Annotated in this window: 16 protein-coding genes and 2 pseudogenes; 13 read left to right on the top strand and 5 right to left on the bottom strand. The window is 72.0% G+C overall.

Going from position 1 to position 21,454, the window contains the following annotated elements:
• The first annotated feature begins 128 nt into the window (after positions 1–128).
• Positions 129–701 (top strand): adenylosuccinate lyase, encoded by a 573-nt coding sequence (locus LNW71_RS01930; RefSeq protein WP_250966621.1) that lies wholly within the window; start codon positions 129–131, stop codon positions 699–701.
• A 20-nt stretch (positions 702–721) separates the two neighbouring features.
• Here LNW71_RS01930 and LNW71_RS01925 read toward each other — a convergent pair whose 3' ends face one another.
• The 3 genes from LNW71_RS01925 to LNW71_RS01915 form a co-directional block, all read right to left on the bottom strand.
• The gene (locus LNW71_RS01925; RefSeq protein ID WP_374119319.1) at positions 722–1,285 is read right to left on the bottom strand and encodes an N-acetyltransferase family protein; all 564 of its coding nucleotides are present in this window, start codon (positions 1,283–1,285) and stop codon (positions 722–724) included.
• A gap of 48 nt (positions 1,286–1,333) precedes the next feature.
• Positions 1,334–2,926 (bottom strand): alpha/beta hydrolase, encoded by a 1,593-nt coding sequence (locus LNW71_RS01920; protein ID WP_250966620.1) that lies wholly within the window; start codon positions 2,924–2,926, stop codon positions 1,334–1,336.
• Positions 2,927–3,087: 161 nt separating this feature from the next.
• Positions 3,088–4,137: an Rv2578c family radical SAM protein gene (locus LNW71_RS01915; RefSeq protein WP_250966619.1), complete on the bottom strand. Its 1,050-nt coding sequence runs from the start codon at positions 4,135–4,137 to the stop codon at positions 3,088–3,090.
• A gap of 149 nt (positions 4,138–4,286) precedes the next feature.
• On the opposite strand from LNW71_RS01915, the gene LNW71_RS01910 reads away from it, so the two are divergent.
• The 4 genes and pseudogenes from LNW71_RS01910 to LNW71_RS01895 all read left to right on the top strand — a co-directional run bounded on the left by LNW71_RS01910 (position 4,287) and on the right by LNW71_RS01895 (position 10,858).
• Positions 4,287–4,730, top strand: coding sequence for an SRPBCC family protein (locus LNW71_RS01910; RefSeq protein WP_250966618.1), 444 nt, complete (start codon positions 4,287–4,289; stop codon positions 4,728–4,730).
• A gap of 187 nt (positions 4,731–4,917) precedes the next feature.
• Positions 4,918–7,361: pseudogene (locus LNW71_RS01905) on the top strand (MFS transporter).
• A 197-nt stretch (positions 7,362–7,558) separates the two neighbouring features.
• Positions 7,559–10,003, top strand: coding sequence for a SpoIIE family protein phosphatase (locus tag LNW71_RS01900; protein ID WP_250966617.1), 2,445 nt, complete (start codon positions 7,559–7,561; stop codon positions 10,001–10,003).
• Positions 10,004–10,114: 111 nt separating this feature from the next.
• Positions 10,115–10,858: a class I SAM-dependent methyltransferase gene (locus LNW71_RS01895; protein WP_250966616.1), complete on the top strand. Its 744-nt coding sequence runs from the start codon at positions 10,115–10,117 to the stop codon at positions 10,856–10,858.
• A 99-nt stretch (positions 10,859–10,957) separates the two neighbouring features.
• On the opposite strand, the gene LNW71_RS01890 is transcribed toward LNW71_RS01895, so the two are convergent.
• Entirely contained in the window at positions 10,958–11,848 is an 891-nt protein-coding gene (locus LNW71_RS01890) for a LysR family transcriptional regulator (protein ID WP_250966615.1), read from the bottom strand.
• 150 nt (positions 11,849–11,998) lie between these two features.
• Here LNW71_RS01890 and LNW71_RS01885 point away from each other — a divergent pair, with 150 nt between their 5' ends.
• Positions 11,999–13,000, top strand: coding sequence for an aldo/keto reductase (locus LNW71_RS01885; RefSeq protein WP_250971859.1), 1,002 nt, complete (start codon positions 11,999–12,001; stop codon positions 12,998–13,000).
• A gap of 69 nt (positions 13,001–13,069) precedes the next feature.
• On the opposite strand, the gene LNW71_RS01880 is transcribed toward LNW71_RS01885, so the two are convergent.
• Positions 13,070–13,411: a helix-turn-helix transcriptional regulator gene (locus LNW71_RS01880; RefSeq protein WP_250966614.1), complete on the bottom strand. Its 342-nt coding sequence runs from the start codon at positions 13,409–13,411 to the stop codon at positions 13,070–13,072.
• Between the two features lie 104 nt (positions 13,412–13,515).
• On the opposite strand from LNW71_RS01880, the gene LNW71_RS01875 reads away from it, so the two are divergent.
• The 7 genes and pseudogenes from LNW71_RS01875 (at position 13,516) to LNW71_RS01845 (ending at position 21,273) form a co-directional block, all read left to right on the top strand.
• A complete protein-coding gene (locus LNW71_RS01875; protein WP_250966613.1) occupies positions 13,516–14,493 on the top strand; it encodes a zinc-binding dehydrogenase in 978 nt (325 codons plus the stop codon).
• 56 nt (positions 14,494–14,549) lie between these two features.
• Positions 14,550–15,473 (top strand): ketopantoate reductase family protein, encoded by a 924-nt coding sequence (locus LNW71_RS01870; RefSeq protein WP_250966612.1) that lies wholly within the window; start codon positions 14,550–14,552, stop codon positions 15,471–15,473.
• A 45-nt stretch (positions 15,474–15,518) separates the two neighbouring features.
• Complete coding sequence (locus tag LNW71_RS01865; protein ID WP_250966611.1) at positions 15,519–16,070, top strand: DinB family protein; 552 nt, start codon at positions 15,519–15,521, stop codon at positions 16,068–16,070.
• Between the two features lie 87 nt (positions 16,071–16,157).
• Positions 16,158–16,990 (top strand): annotated as a pseudogene (locus tag LNW71_RS01860) (M55 family metallopeptidase).
• Positions 16,983–18,326, top strand: a complete 1,344-nt coding sequence (locus tag LNW71_RS01855) for a M20/M25/M40 family metallo-hydrolase (RefSeq protein WP_250966610.1) — start codon at positions 16,983–16,985, stop codon at positions 18,324–18,326. The pseudogene LNW71_RS01860 and the gene LNW71_RS01855 overlap by 8 nt, the downstream one beginning before the upstream one ends.
• Before the next feature lie 20 nt (positions 18,327–18,346).
• Complete coding sequence (locus LNW71_RS01850; RefSeq protein WP_250966609.1) at positions 18,347–20,332, top strand: prolyl oligopeptidase family serine peptidase; 1,986 nt, start codon at positions 18,347–18,349, stop codon at positions 20,330–20,332.
• A complete protein-coding gene (locus LNW71_RS01845; RefSeq protein WP_250966608.1) occupies positions 20,329–21,273 on the top strand; it encodes an LD-carboxypeptidase in 945 nt (314 codons plus the stop codon). Before LNW71_RS01850 ends, LNW71_RS01845 begins: the two co-directional genes overlap by 4 nt.
• Positions 21,274–21,454 lie beyond the last annotated feature (181 nt).

The raw sequence follows: 21,454 nt of genomic DNA, 5'->3' as shown, positions 1-21,454 counted from the left end.
GGGAGTGTGTCCCGCTCACATGAGGTTAACCGGCGAGTAACGAGCGCGCCAGCCCTGGGTTGTTGTGCGCCCCCTCACATTCACCGGCTCCGTCACCACGCTGTGTGTTCGCCGATAAGCTGACGGTCATGGATGAGGAGTACCGGTCGCTGACGCACCGGCTGGCCGACGAGGCGGGGGAGTCCGCGGCATACCGCAGACTGCTCGCCACCGATGACGACGAGGAACTCGCGCGGGTCCTCGTCGAGCGCGAACGCCCGCTGTGGGCCCGCGAGATCGCCGCGTTCCGGCTGGGCTGCGGAGGCGACCGCCGGGCCTTCGAGACCCTGGTCCTGCTGCTCAACCACCGGGATCCGGAGCGCTGCGCCGGCGCCGCCCACGCGCTGGCCCGCCTCGGCGACCCGCGCACCCCCCGCGCTGCCGCCGCGCTCGCCACCAACTCCCTGCGCACCGCCTACGCGCTCTACCCGGTCCTGCTGCTCGGCGAACTGCGGGCGCCGGAGTCCGTGCCGGCGCTGATGAGCACCCTGCGAAGGCTGCTCGGGCCGGACGAACCGCACTGGCGGGTGGCGCTCGCCTGTGTCGAGGGGCTGGGCCGGCTCGGTGACGTACAGGCCCGTCCGGTGCTGGAGGCGGCACTGCCGCACCCGCGGCTCGGCGACGCGGCCGGGGACGCGCTCAGCAGGCTGCCGACGGGCTGAAGGCGCGAAGGCCGCCGCGCTCAGCCGGCTGCCGACGGGCCCAGGGAGCGCACGTAGCGCAGCTCGGGCACCAGCACGCCGTCTACCTCGAAGGGCTCCTCGGCGCCGTCCGGGCAGAAGCCCGCGCGTGCGTAGAAGCGGCGGGCCGCGGCGTTCTCCTTGGGTACCCAGAGCGCGAGGTCCGGGTGCCCGGCAGCGCCGGCGCGCGCCAGCACCTCCGCCATCAGAGCCCGGCCCGCCCCCGTGCCGGTCAGTTCCGGCAGGACGTAGATCGCGTACAGCTCACCGCGCGCGAGCCTTCTGCCGTCCTCGCGGTACGGCCCGTACGCGGCCCAGCCGATCACACCGAGTCCCGCCCGCTCGGCCACCAGATTGACGACCTCACCGCCCTCCGCGAAGAAACCGCGGCGCCGCTCCGCATCCTCGGCGATGTCCATCGCGTCCAGATGCGCCTGCGGCATCAGCCCGGCGTACGCGCTCTGCCAGCCCCGCACCCGGACGGTCGCGACGGCCTCGCAGTCGTCGATGGTCATGTCCCGGATCAGCGGTTCGGGGGCGTGCGCCGGAGTGGGTCGTGTGGTCACACGCCCATCCTCGCGCACGCCCCCGAAGGGAACGCGGCCCCAGTTCCGTCAGCCGCGGAAGCCGAGCATCGCGTGCAGCGCGCTGCCCCGGCCGTCCGCGCCCGCGCGGGACGCCGGCGTGGCGGCCTTCGCGGTCGCCGGCTCCGGATCCGGTGTCTTCGCGCAGACCGCGTCCACGTCGCCCCTGCCGGCCCGCGGCACGGTGCCCTTGGCGAGGTAGTCCACCAGGTACTTGTCCAGGCAGGCGTTGCCGCTCAGCGTGACGCCGTGGTTGCCGCCGCCCTGCTCGACGACCAGGCTGGAACCGGCGAGCTTGCGGTGCAGGGTCACCCCGCCCTCGTACGGTGTGGCCCCGTCGTCGGTGGCCTGGAAGAGCAGCGCCGGCGGCAGGCTGTTGTTGGAGACCCGGACCGGGTTCAGCGGCTCCACCGGCCAGTCCGCGCACGGCGCGTTGTACCAGGTGTTGCTCCAGGCCATGAACGGCGCCTTGTCGTGCACCCTCCAGGTGTCGCTGCGCCAGACGTTCCAGTCGCGCGGCCACTGGGCGTCCCGGCACTGCACGGCCGAGTAGACCGAGTAGCCGTTGTCGCCCTCCGCGTCGACGGCGCCGAACCGCTCGTAGGCCTTGACCAGGCCCTTCTCGTCCTTGTCGTTCACGTAGCCGGCGAACGCCCCGGCCAGCGCGGGCCAGTACCCGTTGTAGTAGCCGCCCGGCAGGAAGGTGTCGTCCAGCTCGCTCGCGCCGACCTTCTTGCCCGCGGGGTGCTTCCGGACCGCGTCCCGCATCCGGTACCAGGCAGCCTCGACCTTCGCCGGGTCACTGCCCAGCCGGTAGGTGCTGTGGTACTTCGCCACCCAGGCCATGAACGCCTTGTGGCGGCTGTCGAACGCGTAGTCCTGGCTGATGTTGTCGTCGTACCAGATACCGGTCGGGTCGACGTTGGAGTCGAGGACCAGGCGCCGGACGCGGTCCGGGAAAAGCTTGGCGTACACCGAGCCCAGGTACGTCCCGTAGGAGTACCCGAGGTAGTTGAGCTGCCGTGAGCCCGTCGCCCGCCGGATCACGTCGAGGTCCTTCGCCGCGCTGACCGTGTCCATGTACGGCAGCAGATCCGGGTACTTCCGGCCGCAGGCGGCCGCGAAGGACCGGGCGCGGTCCCGGTTGACCTGCTCGTCCCGCACGGAGCGCGGCACCGAGTCGGGCCGCACGGGAGCGGAGTACTTCGGTACGCAGTCCAGCGCGGGCCGGCTCTTGCCCACGCCGCGCGGGTCGAAGCCCATCACGTCGTACTGGGAGGCCACCGACTTCGGCAGCGAGGCGGCGACGTAACCGGCCATCGACAGTCCGCTGCCGCCGGGGCCGCCCGGGTTCACCAGCAGCGGGCCCTGGAAGGTCTTGGAGGTGTGCGGGACCCGGGTCAGGGCGAGGGTGATCTGACGGCCCGACGGATCGTCGTGGTTGAGCGGGGCGCGCACCGACGAGCACTGGAGCGTCGGGGACGACTTGGTGGCGCAGTCGGTCCACTTGAGCGATACGGCGCGCTGCACACCTGCGTCGGCGGTCGCCGGGGACGGCGCGGCGGTCACCAGACCGGCGACAGTCGCGCCGACGGCGAACAGAATCCCTGAACGTTTCGTCATATGGCCTCCCGTGATGGGGGAACACGGCTGCGCGTGACGGCAGCCCCCGCCGCATGCTCCCCGCATTCGGAGCCGGAAGGACCTGATCGGTGGAGAGATGACCCGTTTGCCTGACCGGGTGTGCCCGGCGTGCCCGCCGCGCCGGCGGTGCGGCGGGCACGTCAGAGCAGGGTCAGCTGGGTGGGCTCGGGGCTGTCCGGCCGGGGCTGCGGCTCGACGCGCTCGGCGAAGCCGCGGGAGGTCCCGCGGTGCGAGGGCCCGATGCCGTACTCGGCCGCCAGCTCGTGCACGTACCGCGTGATGCGGCGCTGGTACCACTTGGGGGCGTACGCGCCCTCGGCGTACAGCCGCTCGTAGCGCCGCACCAGATGCGGGTGGTGCCGGCCGAGCCACTCCATGAACCACTCCCGTGCGCCGGGCCGCAGGTGGAGGACGAGCGGGGTCACCGAGGTCGCGCCGGCGGCGGCGACCGCGCGGACCGTCGCCCGCAGCTGCTCCGGCCGGTCGCCGAGGAACGGGATGACCGGCGCCATCAGCACCCCGCAGCCGATGCCGTGCTCGCTGAGGGTCCGCACGACGTCGAGGCGGCGCTCGGGGGAGGGGGTGCCGGGCTCCACGGTGCGCCACAGCTCGGGGTCGACGAACCCCACCGAGACCGAGACGCCCACCTCGGTGACCTCGGCGGCCTGCCGCAGCAGTTCCAGGTCGCGCAGGATCAGCGTGCCCTTGGTCAGGATGGAGAAGGGGTTCGCGTGGTCGCGCAGGGCCGTGAGGATGCCGGGCATCAGCCGGTAGCGGCCCTCCGCGCGCTGGTAGCAGTCGACGTTGGTCCCCATCGCGATGTGTGCGCCGTGCCAGCGGCTGGAGGCGAGCTCACGGCGCACCAGCTCCGGGGCGTTGACCTTGACCACGATCTGCGAGTCGAAGCCGAGCCCGGTGTCGAGGTCGAGATAGCTGTGGGTCTTGCGGGCGAAGCAGTAGACACATGCGTGTGTGCATCCGCGGTACGGATTGACGGTCCACTCGAACGGCATCCGGGACGCCCCGGGCACCCGGTTCACCACGGAACGGGCCCGGATCTCGTGGAAGGTGATCCCCCGGAACTCCGGGGTGTCGAAGGTACGCGTCGTCACCGCGTCCGCGGCGAAGAGCGCGCCGTCACCGCTTTTGGTGGTCTTGGCGGGGTTATCGGTCAGATTGTCCCAGCGCATGGACGCCTCCCTCGGTAGTACTGACCAGAGAATAGAACACTTGTTCCCTTGATCGTTTTCTCCCCTTCGTCCCGGACCGGATTTTGAGCCGGGTGCCGGAGGTGGTTGGCTCAGCACACCCCGAACAACCGAGTGCTGGAGGAACAGGCATGGCGCAGGTCGAGGCCACGACAGAGCGGATCATCGCGGCGGACGCGGAGGCGGTGTTCGACGCGCTGGCCGACTACAAGGAGGTCCGGGGAAAGGTGCTGCCCGGCCACTTCAGCGAGTACGAGGTGCGCGAGGGCGGCGACGGCGAGGGCACCCTCGTGCACTGGAAGCTCCAGGCCACCAGCAAGCGGGTGCGCGACTGTCTGCTGGAGGTCAGCGAGCCGACCGACGGGCAGCTCGTGGAGAAGGACCGCAACTCCTCGATGGTCACCACCTGGACCGTCACCCCGGCGGGTGAGGGCAAGTCCAAGGCTGTCGTCTCGACCGTGTGGAACGGCGCCGGCGGCGTCGGCGGTTTCTTCGAGAAGACCTTCGCGCCCAAGGGACTTGGGCGCATCTACGACGAACTCCTGCAGAACCTCGCCACCGAGGTGGAGAAGTAACTCCCGGTCCCGCTGCCCGGCCTCACCGGTTCGGGTGGTTTTTGCAGCCGGTCGGTTGTGCGCCGTAGTAGCTCCCACCGGGGGTTAAGCCCCCTGAGTGCGCCGTAAGCGCCCCCCGTCGCGTTTGCCCTCCCTTGTTGCGCGATGCGACAAATGGGCGGCGCAGATGCGACGAGGGGAGCGGCACGTGGTGGGTGGGATCACTCTGGTGAAGGACGAGCCCGAAGGTGCGGGCGACACCGGGACGGTGCTGACGTCCGCACCGCCCCCGACGCCGCCGGCGGCCGGACCGGCCGCCCCCGCCCCGCCCGCCGACGGTGCGACGGACCCCCGCGCGATCCGGCTCGTCTTCGTCGGGCTGATGCTCACGCTGCTGCTCGCCGCGCTCGACCAGATGATCGTCGCCACCGCGCTCCCGAAGATCGTCGGTGAGCTGCACGGCCTGGAGAAGATGTCCTGGGCGGTCACCGCCTATCTGCTCGCCTCGACCATCGGTCTGCCGCTCTACGGCAAACTCGGCGACCTCTTCGGGCGCAAGGGTGTCTTCCAGTTCGCGATCGTCGTCTTCGTGGTCGGTTCCGCGCTGGCCGGCTGGTCGCGCACCATGGACGAACTGATCGCCTTCCGCGCCCTCCAGGGCATCGGCGGCGGCGGGCTGATGATCGGCGTCCAGGCGATCATCGCGGACGTCGTACCGCCCAGGGAACGCGGCCGGTTCATGGGGCTCATCGGAGCGGCCTACGGACTCGCCTCCGTGGCCGGCCCGCTGCTCGGCGGCTTCTTCACCGACCACGCCTCCTGGCGCTGGTGTTTCTACATCAACGTCCCGTTCGGCCTGGTGACCTTCGCCGTCATCACCGTCGTGCTGAAGCTCCCCAAGCCCACGGTCCGGCCCCGGCTGGACATCCTGGGCGCGGTGCTGCTGGCCGCCGCCTCCACCTGCCTGGTGCTGCTGACCAGTTGGGGCGGTACGGAGTACGCCTGGGGCTCGCGCACCATCCTGGGGCTGGCCGCCGGGGCTGCCGGAACGACTCTGCTGTTCATCGTCGTGGAACACCGCGCTCCCGAACCGATCATTCCGCTCCGGCTGTTCCGCGACTCGATCTTCAACGTCACCGCACTGGTCGGCGCGGTCGTCGGCGTCGCGCTGTTCGGGGCCGCCAGCTATCTGCCGACGTTCCTGCAGATGGTCGACGGCGCCTCCGCCACCGAATCCGGGCTGCTGATGCTCCCGATGATGGGCGGCATCGTCGCCGCCTCCGTCGTCTCGGGCCAGCTGATCTCCCGCACCGGGCGCTACCGCGTCTACCCCATCGCCGGCAGTGCGGTCTCGGCGGTGGGCATGTGGCTGCTGTCCCGGCTGGAGACCGACACCGCGCGCCTGGAGTACAGCGTCGCGCAGGCGGTGCTCGGCCTGGGGATCGGGCTGATCATGCCGGTGCTGGTGCTCGCCGTGCAGAACTCCGTGCGGCCCGCCGACCTCGGCACCGCCACCAGCGCCAACAACTACTTCCGGCAGATCGGCGGCAGCGTCGGCGCGGCCGTGTTCGGCACGCTCTTCGCCGGGCGGCTGTCCGACGCGCTCGCGGTGCGCCTGCCGTCCGGAGCCGGCCTGCCCGACCCCGAGTCGATCACCCCGCAGCTCGTGCACGCCATGCCGCCCGCGCTGCGCGACAGCTACATCCAGGCGTACGCCGACGCGATGCCCCGGATCTTCCTCTACCTCGTGCCGGTCCTCGTGCTCGGCCTGTTCTTCGCCTTCTTCCTCAAGGAGAAACCGCTGGTGTCCCACCACAGCCCCGAAACCGCAGCCGAGCCCGCGTCGATTCCCTCCGCCCGGACCGACCCCGGCACCCAGCCCGCCGGGTACCCCTCAGGGGTGCCCGTCTGCGGCAGCGTCCAGCACCCCGACGGTACGAAGGTCCCGCGCGCAGCCCTCACGCTCATCGACGTCCAGGGCCAGCAGGTCGGCCGGGGCGCCAGTGGTGAGGAGGGCCGGTACGCGCTCAGCGTGCCCGGTGCGGGTTCGTACGTCCTCATCGCCGCTGCCGGGGCCATCAGCCGCAGGCCGTCAGCGTCACCGTGGGCGAGCGGCCGGTGGAGCTCGATGTGGTGCTCGGCGGCGCGGGGCGGCTTGCGGGGACGGTCGTGACGGCGGACGGCATTCCGGTACGGGACGCGGCGGTCACCCTGACCGACGTGCGCGGCGAGGTGGTCTCCTCGACCCGCAGCGGGCGCGAGGGCGGCTACGTCATCACGGAGCTGGTGGCGGGGGAGTACACCCTCGCGGCCAGCGCCCCCGCGTTCCGGCCCGCCGCGCTGCCGGTCAGCGTGCAGGCGGCCCGGGAGACCCGGCAGGACATCGAGCTGGCCGGCGGCGCCGTGCTGCGCGGCGTCGTACGTGCCAGTGGCGGGCGGCCCGTCGAGGACGCCCGGGTCACCCTCCTGGACGCGGCCGGCAACGTGGTCGACACGCTGACCACGGGGCCCGACGGGTCGTTCCGGTTCGTCGATCTCTCCACCGGCGAGTACACCGTGATCGCCGCCGGCTACCCGCCGGTGGCCACCGTCCTGCAGGTCGCGGGCGGCGGGCGCACCGAACGGGACCTCCAGCTGGGCCACGAGGACTGAGCGTCCGGCGGGCCGGTGCGCCCCGCGGATCCGTGGGGCGCGTGACCGGTCCCGCAACCGGTGGTGCGCCGCCCGGCACGCGGGGCGCACCACCTCGGGGCGGTGATTGTGCCGATGCCCGGCGAGCGCCGGTCGCGGACCCGTACCGTGGAGTCACGTACCGCAGAACCTTGCGGTGGGGAAGGAGCCTTCCACCCATGGACCTCGGTGTGCCGTCGCAGAGGACACCACAGCAGCGTGACGCCTCGGCGGGCCGTGTGCCGCTCGCCGTGGTCGTCGTCGATGTGCACGGACTCGTGTCGCACTGGTCGACCGGCGCGAGGAAGCTCTTCGGTGTCGCCCGGCAGGACGCGGTCGGCTGTCCGGCCGGTGAACTGCTCCCGGTCGCCGGGGCGTTACCGGAACACGGCGTGCCCGCACCGGACGGGCCGGACGCCGGATCCGGACGGGACCTCGACGGCTCCCTCGGCACCGCCGCCTACCCGACAGCGGGCCGGGCCCGGTTGGACGAACCGGACCGCGGCCGGATCGAGGTCCTGTGGTGGGCCTATCCGCTCGTCGGCCCAGGACCCGAGCGGCTGCTCGTGCTCGCCGCCGACACCGCGCAACTGCGCGGCAGTGAGCAGGGAAAGGGCCGGAACGCCGAGACTGTCGCGCCGGCGTTCGCCCTGCACACCGACTTCCCCGGCTACCGGGAGCTGTCCGGGCGGCTGCCCGAGATCCTGCCCAGCATGAGCGTCCACGAGGCCACCAGGATCGTCTCCCAGGTCCTCGAACTCGGCTATCCGGTACTGGACTTCAGTCGGCACGACCGGATCCCGGTGACCCCCGACTGGGGAGTGCCGCAGCGCACCGGACACCGGATCTCCGACGGTCCGCAGCACCCGGCCGAGGGGCAGCCCGTGCCCCGCGCGGCGCCCCGCCCCGAGCTGGACCTCGAGTACGCGGCGGTCCGTGAGCGGCTGGAATTCCTGAACGAGGTCAGCGGCCGCATCGGCACCTCTCTCGACCTGGAGCGCACCATCCGCGAGGTCACCAGTGCCGCGGTGCCCCGCTTCACGGACTTCGCGGGTACCCATCTGCGTGCCGCGGTCCTGGCCGGTGAGGGCTTCCCGGACGGACCGCCCGACGTCACGACGATCTGGCACCGGGTCTGGGTCGAGCACAACGACGAACCGGGCCGCTGGGACGACACCGTGCCGGTCGGCGAGTCCATCGCCTTCCCCGAGCACACCCCGTTCTTCCAGTGCATGGTCACCGGCGAACCGGTCATCGTCCCGTACGTCAGCGAGGAGTTGAGCAGCCGGATCTCGGGCGAGTTCGAGAAGCGCGACCTGCGTCCGCTGATCACCCACCGCTCCCTGCTCATCGTGCCGCTCAAGGCCCGCGACGTGGTGCTCGGCTTCATGGTCCTGATGCGACGCCCCGGCCGGGAACCCTTCGACGACATGGACCGCACCACCGGCGCCGAACTCGCGGCCCGCGCCGGGCTCGTCCTCGACAACGCCCGCATGTACACCTACCAGGAGAACGTCGCCGAGACGCTCCAGGACAGCATGCTGCCCCAGATCGACCCGCGCATGGCCGGCTGCGACATCGCCACCCGCTACCTGCCCGGTGCCCGGCTCGGCAGGGTCGGCGGCGACTGGTTCGACTCGGTCAAGCTGCCCGGCTCCCGGACCGCGCTCGTGGTCGGCGACGTGATGGGGCACGGCCTCAACTCAGCCGCGATGATGGGCCAGTTGCGCACGGCGGTACTGACGATGGCCACCATGGAGATGCCGCCGGCCCAGTTGCTGCGCAACCTCGACGACCTGGCCCAGCGGCTCGGCGAGCAGTATCTGGCCACCTGCCTCTACGCGGTGTACGACCCCATCCGCTCCGAACTCCAGATCGCCAACGCCGGCCACATCCCGCCGGTGCTGGTGCGGGCGGAGGACGGCCGGGCCGAGCTGCTCGACCTGCCGACCGGCGCACCGATCGGGGTCGGCGGGGTCGCCTTCGCGACCGCGACCGTGCGGGTCCGGCCGGGCGACCGGCTGGTGCTCTGCACCGACGGTCTTGTCGAGGTGCGGGGCCAGGACATCGGTGCCGGACTGGCCGCACTCTGCGCCTCCGCCGCGCACCCCGCGGCGTCGATGGACGACGCGTGCGACACGATCATCCGCGCACTGAACCCCAGCGGCGGCCGCAAGGACGACGTCGCGCTGCTGATGGCCCGGCTCAACGGCATTCCCGACGGCGACGTCGCCGAGTGGCAACTCGCCCTGGACCCGCGGGAAGTGGCCCGCGCCCGCCGCCTGGTGCGCGGGATGCTGCTCGACTGGGAGCTGCCGGACGCCGTGGAGGCGGCCGAGCTGATGGTCAGCGAGCTCGTCACCAACGCCGTGAAGCACGGCCGCACCCATCACATCGGGCTCCGGCTGGTCCGCACCGGCGCCCTGCTCTGCGAGGTCAGTGACGACGAGCCCGCCCCGGCCGCCCTCCTGGACGCCACCGCGCACGACGAGTTCGGCCGCGGCCTCGTGGTGGTGAGCAGCCTCGCCCGGGAGTGGGGCACGAGCACCACGGCCCGCGGCAAGACCGTCTGGTTCGAACTGGCACTCCCACGCGTGCCGCGCCCGGGTTCGAACGTTCGGTGAAGGAGCGCGCTCCCGCTTGACGATCATGTGCGTACCCTTGCCCTGAGCAGCGCGGGACGGTACTCCGTTGTTGAGCAAAGTGCCTCGGCGTGACGGGACTCGGGAGTGCGTATGGATGTGTCGCAGCGTTACCGTGAGGCATGGGAAGGCTTCTGGGCGGCGACGTCGGACGCGCCGGGTGAGGCGATCTGGGATGCCGACCCGTCATTGAGCGCCGTACCGCACAGCGAGCTGCTCCTGCCGTACGCCGACGCCGCACTGCCCGTCGTCGACCTCGGCTGCGGCAACGGCACCCAGACCCGCTACCTGGCCACCCGGTTCGCCCGCGCGATCGGTGTGGACCTCTCGCACGCCGCAATCGGCCACGCCCGCCGGGCGGACACCGAGGGCGTCGCCGAATTCGCCCAGCTCGATCTGACCGACGGTGACGCGGTACGGGCCCTGCACGAGCGGGTCGGCGACGCCAACGTGTACATGCGGGCGGTGATCCACCAGAGCGAGGCCGGAGCCAGGCCCGCGGTGGCCGCGGCCGTGGCGACCCTGCTGGGGGAACGCGGCCGGGCCTTCGTCGCCGAGCTGACCCCGGCCTCCAAGGACGTGCTCCAGCGCGCTTCCCAGGGACCGGACGGGCCGCCCGAGAAGCTGCGGCGGGTCTTCGAGCACGGGCTGAAACCGGCGGGCGCCACCGAGGAGGAGGTGCCGGACCTCCTGCGGGCGGCCGGGCTGACCACCTTGGACAGTGGTGAAACCGCCCTGCCGCAGACCGAGAAGCTGCCCGACGGTACCCGGATCGACCTGCCGGCCAGGTGGTTCGTGCTGGCCGCCGCCCGGTCCGGGCAGCCGGGAACCGGCTGAGCCGCCGCGCCCGGGGAACCGGCTGAGCCGCCGCGCCCGGGAACCGGCTGAGCCGCCGCGCCCGGGGCCCCGGCTGAGCCGCCGCGCCCCGGCCCCGGCTCAGTGCCCGTTCTTCTCCCGCACCAGAGCCAGCAGCGCTCGCGCCCCAGGGCTCCTGGCCGGGGCGTCCGGAAGCACCACGACGCTTTCGTAGTAGGGCTGCTCCGGCCCGTCCAGACGCACCGCCACCAGGCCACGCGCCTCGGGCTTGCGGGAGAAGTGATGGGGCACTACGGCGATGCCGAGCCCCTCGTGCACCAGCTCCAGCAGGCTGTGCACGTCGTTGACCTCCAGCGCCACCGTGCGGCGTACCCGCGCGGCCGCGAACGCCTCGTCGGCGGCGCGGCGCGGACCCCAGTCAGGGTGGAAGTCGATGAACGGCTCGCCGGGCAGTTCGTCCCACCCGGCCCGCTCCGCCGCGGCCAGCCGGTGGCCGGGGGCGCAGAGCAGGACCATCGGCTCACGGGCCAGCGGAACCAGCTCGCCGCGCCACTCCACGGAGCTGACCGTGGCGGCGAAGGCGATGTCGAGACGCCCGCCGGCCACCCCGTCCACCAGGCTCGTCGTGCCCTCCTGGCGGAGCCGGATCTCCATGTGCGGATGCTCACGGTGGAAGGCGGCGAGCAGCCGGGGGAGACTCACCCCGGCCACGCACTGCTCGACGCCCACCGACAGGGTGCCGCGCAACAGCCCCCGTACGGCATCGACGGCATCCTTCGCCGCACGGGCACCCGCCAGGGTGCGCTCGGCCTCCACCAGCAGCGCGCGCCCGGCCTCCGTCAGCCGTACGCTGCGCGTGGTCCGGCTGAACAAGGGGGTCCGCAGCTCCTGCTCCAGCGCCCGGACGGAGGCGGACAGGCCGGACTGCGACACGGCGACGCGCTCGGCGGCCCGGGTGAAATGCTGCTCCTGGGCGACGGCGACGAAGTGTTCCAGCTGGCGCAACTCCATGATTGAGAAATATAGACGCTGAATCCAAGCTGAATCTCCTGTTGGACTGCTGGATCGATGTGGGCGAGCCTGGACCCCTGCACCTCGCCCGGCGCAGCCGAACGGCACCTTGCCGGGCGAACCGGAACGATCTCTCCCGTGGAGCCCCGCATGTACATCCCGTCCGCCGACCGCTACCAGGACATGCCGTACCGGCGCACCGGGCGCAGTGGTCTGAAGCTGCCGGCCCTCTCGCTCGGCCTGTGGCACAACTTCGGCGGGGACCGGACGCCGGAGACCCAGGGGCAGATCCTCCGCCGGGCGTTCGACCTCGGCATCACCCACTTCGACCTGGCGAACAACTACGGTCCGCCGCCCGGGTCCGCCGAGACGGCGATGGGCCGTGCGCTGAAGACGGACTTCGCCCGGCACCGGGACGAGATCATCGTCTCCACCAAGGCCGGCTACCTGATGTGGGACGGTCCGTACGGGGAGTGGGGGTCGCGCAAGAACCTGCTCTCCTCGCTCGACCAGAGCCTCAACCGTCTCGGGCTCGACTACGTCGACATCTTCTACTCGCACCGGCCCGACCCCGAGACCCCGCTCGAGGAGACGATGGGCGCCCTCCACTCGGCGGTGCAGCAGGGCAAGGCACTGTACGTGGGTGTCTCCAACTACTCGGCCGAGCAGACCCGGGAGGCCGCCCGGATCCTGAAGGACCTCGGCACCCCGCTGCTCATCCACCAGCCGCGCTACTCGATGCTCGACCGCTGGGTCGAGGACGGTCTGCTGACGGCCCTCGACGACCTGGGCGCCGGCTCCATCGCGTACTCGCCGCTGGAGCAGGGCATCCTGTCCGACCGCTACCTCCAAGGCATCCCGGAAGGCTCACGGGCCGCGGGCAGCAGCCCCTTCCTGTCGGCCGATGCGGTCACCCCTGAGCTGGTCGGCCGGCTCCGCGAGCTCGACCAACTGGCTTCCGGACGCGGTCAGTCGCTGGCCCAGCTGGCGCTGGCCTGGGTGCTGCGCGGCGGCCGGGTCACCTCCGCCGTGGTCGGGGCGAGCAGCGTCGCCCAGCTGGAGAACAGCGTCGAGGCGGTACGCAACCTCGACTTCAGCGACAAGGAGCTGGCCAAGATCGAGAAGCTGCTGAAGGGCGTCAAGCGCCGCTGAGGCACGAGCACCACGGCCGGCGCCCTGTCAGCGGGGGCGCCGGCCGTTTCGTGTGCGCGTAGGGACGCGTCAGACGTCGTCCGCCCGCACCAGCAGGTCCAGCAGGCCCGGGAAACGGGCCTCGAACTCCGCCCGGCGCAGGCGGTTGAGCCGTTTGGGGCCCATGTCGCGCTGTTCCACCAGGCCCGCGCCGCGCAGCACCGAGAAGTGGTGGCTGAGTGCGGCCTTGCCGACCGGTACGTCGAAACTTCCGCAGCTGCGCGTCCAGTCCTCGGAGCCCGCCAGGTCGCGGACCAGCTGGAGGCGTACCGGATCGGCCAGCGCGGACAGGGCGCTCAGGACCGACACCTCGGCGGGATCCGTGTGCGCCGGGGCGGCGCGGTGTCCGCTGCTCGCAGGCTGGTTGGGCATGTCCCGCTCCCCGTGTCGGTGACCCCTTGCAGAGTGTTCGATGAATATCTTACACTCCGAGTGTTCGCTTTTCGTTGAACATATCTTCCTGGGGGCGGTCCGTCATGCGTGTGGTCGAGTTCAAGGAGTACGGCGGGCCCGAGGTGCTGACCGTCGTCGAGACGGTCGTACCCGAGCCCGGCCCCGGTCAGGTGACCATCGACGCCGCCTACGCCGGCGTCAACTTCGCGGACGTCAAGGCCCGCGCCGAGGGGTACCGGGTGCCCGCGCTCCCCTTCGTCCCCGGCCTGGAGATCTCGGGCCGGATCCGGGCGGTCGGCGAGGGCGTCGAGGGCCTGCGCCCCGGGCAGGAGGTCGCGGCGTTCCTGGATCGCGGCGGATACGCGGAGGTCGTGACGGCACCGGCAGCCACCGTCTTCCCGCTCCCGGAAGGCGTGGACCTGCGCACCGGGGCCACTCTCCCCACCGTGCTGCCGACCGCCCACGCCCTGCTGCACGAGATCGGCCGGCTGCGGGCCGGGGAGACGGTGCTGGTGCAGGGCGCGGCGGGCGGAGTCGGCACGGTGGCCGGGCAGCTGGCCCGCGCCGCCGGTGCCAGTGCTGTCTACGGCGTGGTGTCCTCGGCCGCGAAGGCGGAGTACGCCCTCGCCCACGGCTACGACGAGGTCTTCGTCGGCGACACGTTCCCGGCCGAAGCACGCCGGGCCACCGGTGGCCGGGGCGTCGACCTGGTGCTCGACCCGGTCGGCGGGGACACCCTGCGGCGCGGACTCGACACGCTGGCCGTGTTCGGGCGCCTGGTCTCCTTCGGCAACGCGGGCGGCGGCCGGCCCTGGCAGGTCGGGCAGCCCGAGCTCTACCCGGCGAGCAGGTCGGTCGCCGGCTTCTCGATCCTGGAGCTGGCCGCGTCCGACCCCGCCACGCTCCGCGCGCTCGCCGAACGCGCCTTCCGGACGGTGACCGACGGCCACGTGAACCTCCCGGTGACGGCCGAGTTCGCACTGTCCGACGCCGCCGATGCGCACCTGCTGATGGAAGGGCGTACGTCGACCGGCAAGCTGGTCCTGCGTATCGCCGACTGAGCGCAGCCGCTCCGGACGCGAAACGCCCCGTCCGCGAACCCGAGAGGTGCACGTTCATGAAGATCCTGGTCGTAGGAGCCGGAGCCACCGGTGGCTACTTCGGTGCGCGGCTCGCGCAGGCGGACAAGGACGTCACGTTCCTGGTCCGCCCGCGCCGCGCCGCCGCCCTCCGGGAGCGGGGCCTGCGCCTCACCGGGCAGGGGCAGGACGAGACGATCACCCCCAGGCTCGTCACCGCGGGGGAGCTCTCCGGCCCCTACGACCTGGTCCTGCTGTCGGTGAAGGCCACGGCGCTCGACCAGGCCCTCGACGACATCGCACCGGCGGTCGGCCCGGGGACCGCGATCGTGCCGCTGCTCAACGGCCTGGCCCACCTGCGGCAGCTCAACGCGCGGTTCGGTGAGGAGGCGGTGCTGGGCGGCGTCGCCAGGATCATCACCACGCTGAACGGCGAGGGCGACATCGTCCGCCTCGCCCCGGTCGCGAGCCTGACCATCGGCGAGCAGAAGGGCGGCCCGTCGCCGCGGGTGGCGGCCATCGCCGCCGAACTCGGCGACGCGGGCATCGACACCCAGCAGCCGGCCGACATCCTCTCGGCGATGTGGAGCAAGTGGGTCCTCATCAGCACCCTGGCCGGGCTGACATGCCTGATGCGCGGCACCACCGGAGACGTCGCGGCCGTGCCCGGGGGCCGCGACTTCGTCGCCGCCCTGCTTGCCGAGTCCGCCGGCGTCGCGGCGGCCGCGGGCCATCCCGTGCCGAAGGGCGAACTCGACGCCGTGGCGGCGATGCTGACCAAGGCGGGATCGCCGCTCACCGCTTCGCTGTACCGCGATGTAACCCTGGGCGCCCCGACCGAGGTCGAGCACGTCTTCGGTGACCTGGTGGCCCGCGCCCGGCTGCTGTCCGTCGCCACCCCGCTGCTGGACCTGGCCACCCTGAGCCTGCGCGTCCACGAGCACCGCACCGCCGCCGGCTGACCGTCCTCGCCCCCGCCGGGGGCCACGGCTGTGAGGATGGCTGCCATGACATGGACGGCACCCCACCTCACCCGTACGACGGCCGGCGGCCTCCAGCTCAACGCACCCGGCATCGCGGACGAGCGGACCATGCTGGCGGGCTGGCTGCAGTGGCACCGCGAGACGCTCCTGGTCAAGTGCGCCGGACTCGACCAGGAGCAGCTGGCCCGCACCGCCGCCGAACCGTCCGGGCTCACCCTGCTCGGTCTGGTGCGGCACCTGGCCGAGATCGAACGCTGGTGGTTCCGCCGGAGCTTCGCCGCCGAGCCGCTCGGTGACGTGTTCACCGGACCGGCCGACGGCGACGAAGGTCTCGAAGGCGCCGACCCGGCCCGCGCGGAGCACGACTACGCCGCCTATCTGGCCGAGGTCGACGCGGCCGAGGCGGCCGTCGCGGGGCGGAGCCTGGACGAGACCTTCACGACCTCGCGCGGCCGGCCCTGCACGCTGCGCTGGGTCTACCTGGCCATGATCCAGGAGTACGCCCGGCACAACGGCCACGCGGATCTGCTGCGCGAGCGGACCGACGGCGCGACCGGTGACTACCCGCGGACCTGAGCCGTACGGCGGCCGTCAGTGGAATGGACCTGTGGAGGTCCGGGCAGCCCTGGCCTGCCCGTTCTTCGACGCGTACCGTGTGGCCGCATGAAGATCCTCGTCAGCGCCGACATGGAAGGCGCCACCGGCGTGACCTGGCCGGCCGATGTGCTGCCCGGCACGCCTCAGTGGGAGCGGTGCCGCTCCCTGTTCACCTCGGACGTCAATGCCGCGGCCCTCGGCTTCTACGACGGGGGCGCCGACGAGGTGCTCATCAACGAGGCCCACTGGACCATGCGCAACCTGCTGCTCGAACAGCTCGACGACCGGGTCCAGATGCTCACCGGCAAACACAAGTCGCTCAGCATGGTGGAGGGAATCCAGCACGGCGACGTCGACGCCGTCGCCTTCGTCGGCTACCACACGGGTGCCGGTACGGAGGGGTCCTGGCCCACACATATCTGGCCAATTCCATCACCGGGGTCTGGCTGAACGGGGTCCGGGCCAGCGAGGGGCTGCTCAACGCCCATGTCGCCGCCGAGTACGGCGTCCCCGTCGTGCTCGTCACCGGGGACGACCTGACGTGTGTGGACGCGAAGGGGTACGCCCCCGAGGCGCGCACGGTCGCAGTCAAGGACTACGTCTCGCGCTACGCCGCGGTCTGCCGGACCCCCGCCCGCACCGCCGCCGACATCCGTGCGGCGGCCAAGGAGGCGACCGCTCTCGCCGGGCGTTACACGGCGGTGGACGGCGGCCCGTTCACCGTGGAGCTGGAGTTCGACGCCGAGCACCTGGCCGCCGCAGCCACTGTCGTCCCCGGTGTGACGGTCTCCGGCGAGAGGCGTGTCGTCTACACGAGCGAGACGATGTACGAAGGTATCCGCACGTTCAAGGCGGTGACGAGCCTCGTGTCGTCCGCCGTGGAGGAACAGTATGGCTGAGGTGACCACCCCCAAGGACCGCGTCGACGACCTCGCGCTCGACGAATCGGTGAAGTTCACCTCCGAACTGATCCGCATCGACACCACCAACCGGGGCGGCGGTGACTGCCGCGAACGCCCGGCGGCGGAGTACGTCGCCGAGCGGCTCGCCGCCGCCGGTCTCGAACCCACGCTCCTGGAGCGCACCCCCGGGCGCACCAACGTGATCGCCAGGATCCCGGGCACCGACCCGTCCGCCGACGCGCTGCTGGTCCACGGCCACCTGGACGTGGTGCCCGCCGAGGCCGCCGACTGGAGCGTGCACCCCTTCTCCGGCGAGGTCCGCGACGGAGTCGTCTGGGGCCGCGGCGCCATCGACATGAAGAACATGGACGCGATGGTCCTCGCCGTCGTCCGCTACTGGGCCAGGGCCGGCATCCGGCCCCGCCGCGACATCGTGATCGCGTACACCGCCGACGAGGAGGCGAGCGCCGACGACGGCTCGGGCTTCCTCGCCGACCGGCACCCCGAACTCTTCGAGGGGTGTACCGAGGGCATCAGCGAATCCGGCGCCTTCACCTTCCACGCCGGACCGAACATGCCGCTCTACCCCATCGCGGCGGGCGAGCGGGGCACCGGATGGCTCAAGCTCACCGCCCACGGCAAGGCCGGGCACGGCTCCAAGGTCAACAAGGCGAACGCGGTCTCCACGCTGGCCGCGGCCGTCGCCCGGATCGGCGCCCACGAATGGCCGGTGCGCCTCACCCCGACGGTCCGCGCCGCGCTCGTCGAGATCGCCGCCCTGCACGGCATCCACCCCGACCTCGACGCCCCCGGCTTCGACGTGGACGAACTCCTCGGCAAGATGGGACCGGCCGCCGCCCTCGTCGAGCCGACCGTCCGCAACAGCACCAACCCGACCATGCTGGAAGCCGGTTACAAGGTCAACGTCATTCCGGGCCATGCCACGGCGTTCATCGACGGCCGGATGGTGCCCGGCGGCGAGGACGAGTTCCGGGAGACGATGGACCGGCTGACCGGCCCCTCGGTCGACTGGGAGTTCGACCACCGCGAGGTCGCCCTGCAGGCCCCGGTCGACTCACCCACGTACGCCAAGATGCGCGCGGCGGTCGAGCGGTTCGATCCGGACGGCCATGTCGTGCCCTACAGCATGTCGGGGGGCACCGACGCCAAGCAGTTCTCCCGGCTCGGCATCACCGGCTACGGCTTCTCGCCGCTGAAGCTGCCCGTCGGTTTCGACTACCAGGCCCTCTTCCACGGCGTGGACGAGCGCGTCCCCGTCGAGGCCCTCCACTTCGGTGTCCGGGTCCTTGACCACTATCTGCGTACCGCCTGAACCACTCGGGGGAATCGAACATGGCAACCACAGGGGCCTACGGAAGCTGGCCGTCACCGATCGACGCGGCGCTGGCCGCCTCGCGCGACGGCCGTCCGGAGTACGTCGGAGCGGTCGGTGACGAACTGTGGTGGACGGAGCCGCGCCCGGCGCAGGCCGGCCGCCGCGCGCTGGTCCGCCGGCTCGCCGACGGGACCACCGCGGAGCTGCCCGCGCCCTGGAACGTCCGCAGCCGGGTCATCGAGTACGGCGGACGGCCGTGGGCCGGCACCGGACGCGCCGAGGACGGCCCGCTGATCGTCTTCGTCCACTTCGACGACCAGCGGCTCTACGCCTACGCGCCGGACGGCCCCGGTGAACCGTGGCCGCTCACTCCCGTCTCGGCCGTCGGCGGCGGACTGCGCTGGGTCGACCCGCAACTGCACCCGGCGCGGGGCGGCGCGGGCGAGGTCTGGTGCGTACTGGAGGAGTTCACCGGTGCGGCGCCCACCGAGCTGCGCCGGGTCATCGCGGCCGTGCCGCTCGACGGCTCGGCGGCATCGGACCGGTCCGCGGTGCGGGAACTCTCCGAGGAGCGGCACCGGTTCGTCACCGGCCCCGAGGTCTCGCCCGACGGGCGGCAGGCGGCCTGGATCGCCTGGGACCATCCGCGGATGCCGTGGGACGGCACCGAGGTGATGCTCGCGGACATCGGGGACGACGGCACGTTCCATGACGCCCGCAGCCTGGTGGGCGGGCCGCAGGAGTCCGTACCGCAGGTCCAGTGGACCGCCGGTGGCCAGCTGCTCTTCGCCAGTGACCGCAGCGGCTGGTGGAATCTGTACCGCGCGGACCCGGACCTCGGGGCGGTGGAACTCTGCCCCCGGCAGGAGGAGTTCGCCGGGCCGCTGTGGAAGATCGGCCTCAGCTGGTTCCGTCCGCTGGACAACGGACTGGTCGCCACCCTGCACGGCAAGGGGTCCACCACGCTCGGCGTCCTCGACCCGGAGACCGGGAGTCTCGTCGACATCGCGGGCCCCTGGACCGAATGGGCCGAGACCCTCGCCGTGCAGGGCAGCAGGGTCATCGGCATCGCCGCGAGCCCGCACAGCGCCTACGAGATCGTTGAGCTGGACACCGCGACCGGGCACACCCGGATCATCGGGGCACCGCACGAGGACGCGGTCGACCCCGCGTACTACCCCGAGCCCGTCGACCGCACCTTCGCCGGTCCCGCCGGCCGCGAGATCCACGCCCACATCTACCCGCCGCACAGCCCGGACCGGACCGGTCCGGCCGGTGAACTGCCGCCCTACGTGGTCTGGGCGCACGGCGGCCCCACCGGCCACGCCTCGCTCGTACTCGATCTGGAGATCGCGTACTTCACCTCGCGCGGCATCGGTGTCGCCGAGGTCAACTACGGCGGCTCCACCGGCTACGGACGGACCTACCGCAACCGGCTGCGCGAGCAGTGGGGCGTCGTCGACGTGGAGGACTGCGCCGCCGTCGCCGGGGCGCTCGCGGCCGAGGGCACCGCCGACCCGGACCGTCTCGCCATCCGCGGCGGCAGCGCCGGCGGGTGGACCACCGCAGCCTCACTGACCGGCACCGACGTCTACGCCTGCGGCACGATCATCTACCCCATCCTCGACCTGACCGGCTGGGGCACCGACGAGACCCACGACTTCGAGTCGCAGTACCTGGAGTCACTGGTCGGCCCGCTCGCCGAGGTCCCCGAGCGCTACCGCGACCGCTCGCCGATCAGCCGCACCGACCGTCTCACCACGCCGTTCCTGCTCCTGCAGGGGGAGGACGACCCCATCTGCCCGCCCGTGCAGTGCGAGCGGTTCCTGGCCGCCGTCGAGGGACGCGGCATCCCGCACGCGTACCGCACCTACCCGGGCGAGGGACACGGGTTCCGGCGCGCCGAGACCATGATCAGCGCACTGGAGTCCGAACTCTCCCTCTACGTACAGACCTTCGGCATCGACCGGTCCGACGTGCCCCGGCTGGAGCTGCGGAAGTGACCCTCACACCTCTGACCCGCCCCGCCCGGCTGCGTGCGGGCTCCAGGGTCGCCGTCGTGTCCCCGAGCGGGCCGGTGCCCGCCGACCGCCTGGAGCCGGGCCTGGACATCCTGCGCGGCTGGGGTCTCGACCCCGTGACGATGCCTCATGTCCTGGACGTGCACCCGGAGCTGGACTACCTCGGCGGTACGGACGAACTGCGCGCCCGCGACCTCCAGGACGCCTGGTGCGACCCGTCCGTCGACGCGGTGATCTGCGCCCGGGGCGGGTACGGGGCGCACCGCATGGTCGATCTGCTCGACTGGGCGGCGATGCGGGCCGCCGGACCCAAGGTGTTCGTCGGTTACAGCGACATCACCGTGCTCCACGAGGCGTTCGCCGTGCGCATGGGGCTCGCCACCCTGCACGGCCCCATGGTCGGTACGGAGACCTTCCTCAAGGACCCGCAGACCCAGGAGTCCCTGCGGGCCACCCTGTTCGAGCCCGAGACGGTACGGGCGCTGGGACTGGGCAGCGCGAGAGCGCTGGTGCCGGGCAGGGCCCGGGGGATCGTCTACGGCGGCTGTGTGAGCCTGCTGGCCGCCGACCTGGGGACCCCGCACGCCCGGAAGTCGGCCCGCGGCGGGCTGCTGGTCATCGAGGACACCACCGAGGACCCGTACGGCATCGACCGCATCCTGACCCAACTGCTGCGGGCCGGGGCGCTCGAAGGCATAGCCGGGGTGGCCTGCGGTTCCTGGGCGGGCTGCGGGCCGTACTCGCAGGTACGGGCGGTGCTCGCCGACCGGTTCGGCCCTCTGGGGGTCCCCGTGGTCGAGGAGCTCGGCTTCGGGCACGGTCCCGTCGGACTGACGATCCCGCTCGGGGTGCCGGCTGTGCTGGACGCACCGGCGGACGGTGCTCCGGCCACGCTCACCGTCGAGGTGCCGGCCCTGGTCTGAACCCGGCCGGGGGCGGGACTGCGGACCGAACGGGACCGCGACGCAAAGAAGTTGAACAACCTTCAGGAAACACCGTCAGGGGCGTTGACACTGCTATGACCTGTGTCACAGCATGAGCGCGGCCCAATACTTACCGGTCGGTAAGGTGTCCTCGGTGTGGAGGTCTTCGTGTCGCGTGCTG

Source organism: Streptomyces sp. RKAG290, from assembly GCF_023701695.1.
Lineage (GTDB): Bacteria > Actinomycetota > Actinomycetes > Streptomycetales > Streptomycetaceae > Streptomyces.
This window is presented reverse-complemented; position numbering and strand designations above follow the sequence as displayed.

Bases quoted from the DNA above. Each gene is read 5' to 3' on its own strand.
- LNW71_RS01855 (WP_250966610.1), top strand. From the start codon at position 16,983: ATGGCTGAGGTGACCACCCCCAAGGACCGCGTCGACGACCTCGCGCTC.
- LNW71_RS01880 (WP_250966614.1), bottom strand. From the start codon at position 13,411: ATGCCCAACCAGCCTGCGAGCAGCGGACACCGCGCCGCCCCGGCGCAC.
- LNW71_RS01890 (WP_250966615.1), bottom strand. From the start codon at position 11,848: ATGGAGTTGCGCCAGCTGGAACACTTCGTCGCCGTCGCCCAGGAGCAG.
- LNW71_RS01930 (WP_250966621.1), top strand. From the start codon at position 129: ATGGATGAGGAGTACCGGTCGCTGACGCACCGGCTGGCCGACGAGGCG.
- LNW71_RS01875 (WP_250966613.1), top strand. From the start codon at position 13,516: ATGCGTGTGGTCGAGTTCAAGGAGTACGGCGGGCCCGAGGTGCTGACC.
- LNW71_RS01885 (WP_250971859.1), top strand. From the start codon at position 11,999: ATGTACATCCCGTCCGCCGACCGCTACCAGGACATGCCGTACCGGCGC.
- LNW71_RS01920 (WP_250966620.1), bottom strand. From the start codon at position 2,926: ATGACGAAACGTTCAGGGATTCTGTTCGCCGTCGGCGCGACTGTCGCC.
- LNW71_RS01865 (WP_250966611.1), top strand. From the start codon at position 15,519: ATGACATGGACGGCACCCCACCTCACCCGTACGACGGCCGGCGGCCTC.
- LNW71_RS01870 (WP_250966612.1), top strand. From the start codon at position 14,550: ATGAAGATCCTGGTCGTAGGAGCCGGAGCCACCGGTGGCTACTTCGGT.
- LNW71_RS01910 (WP_250966618.1), top strand. From the start codon at position 4,287: ATGGCGCAGGTCGAGGCCACGACAGAGCGGATCATCGCGGCGGACGCG.
- LNW71_RS01915 (WP_250966619.1), bottom strand. From the start codon at position 4,137: ATGCGCTGGGACAATCTGACCGATAACCCCGCCAAGACCACCAAAAGC.
- LNW71_RS01895 (WP_250966616.1), top strand. From the start codon at position 10,115: ATGGATGTGTCGCAGCGTTACCGTGAGGCATGGGAAGGCTTCTGGGCG.
- LNW71_RS01850 (WP_250966609.1), top strand. From the start codon at position 18,347: ATGGCAACCACAGGGGCCTACGGAAGCTGGCCGTCACCGATCGACGCG.
- LNW71_RS01900 (WP_250966617.1), top strand. From the start codon at position 7,559: ATGGACCTCGGTGTGCCGTCGCAGAGGACACCACAGCAGCGTGACGCC.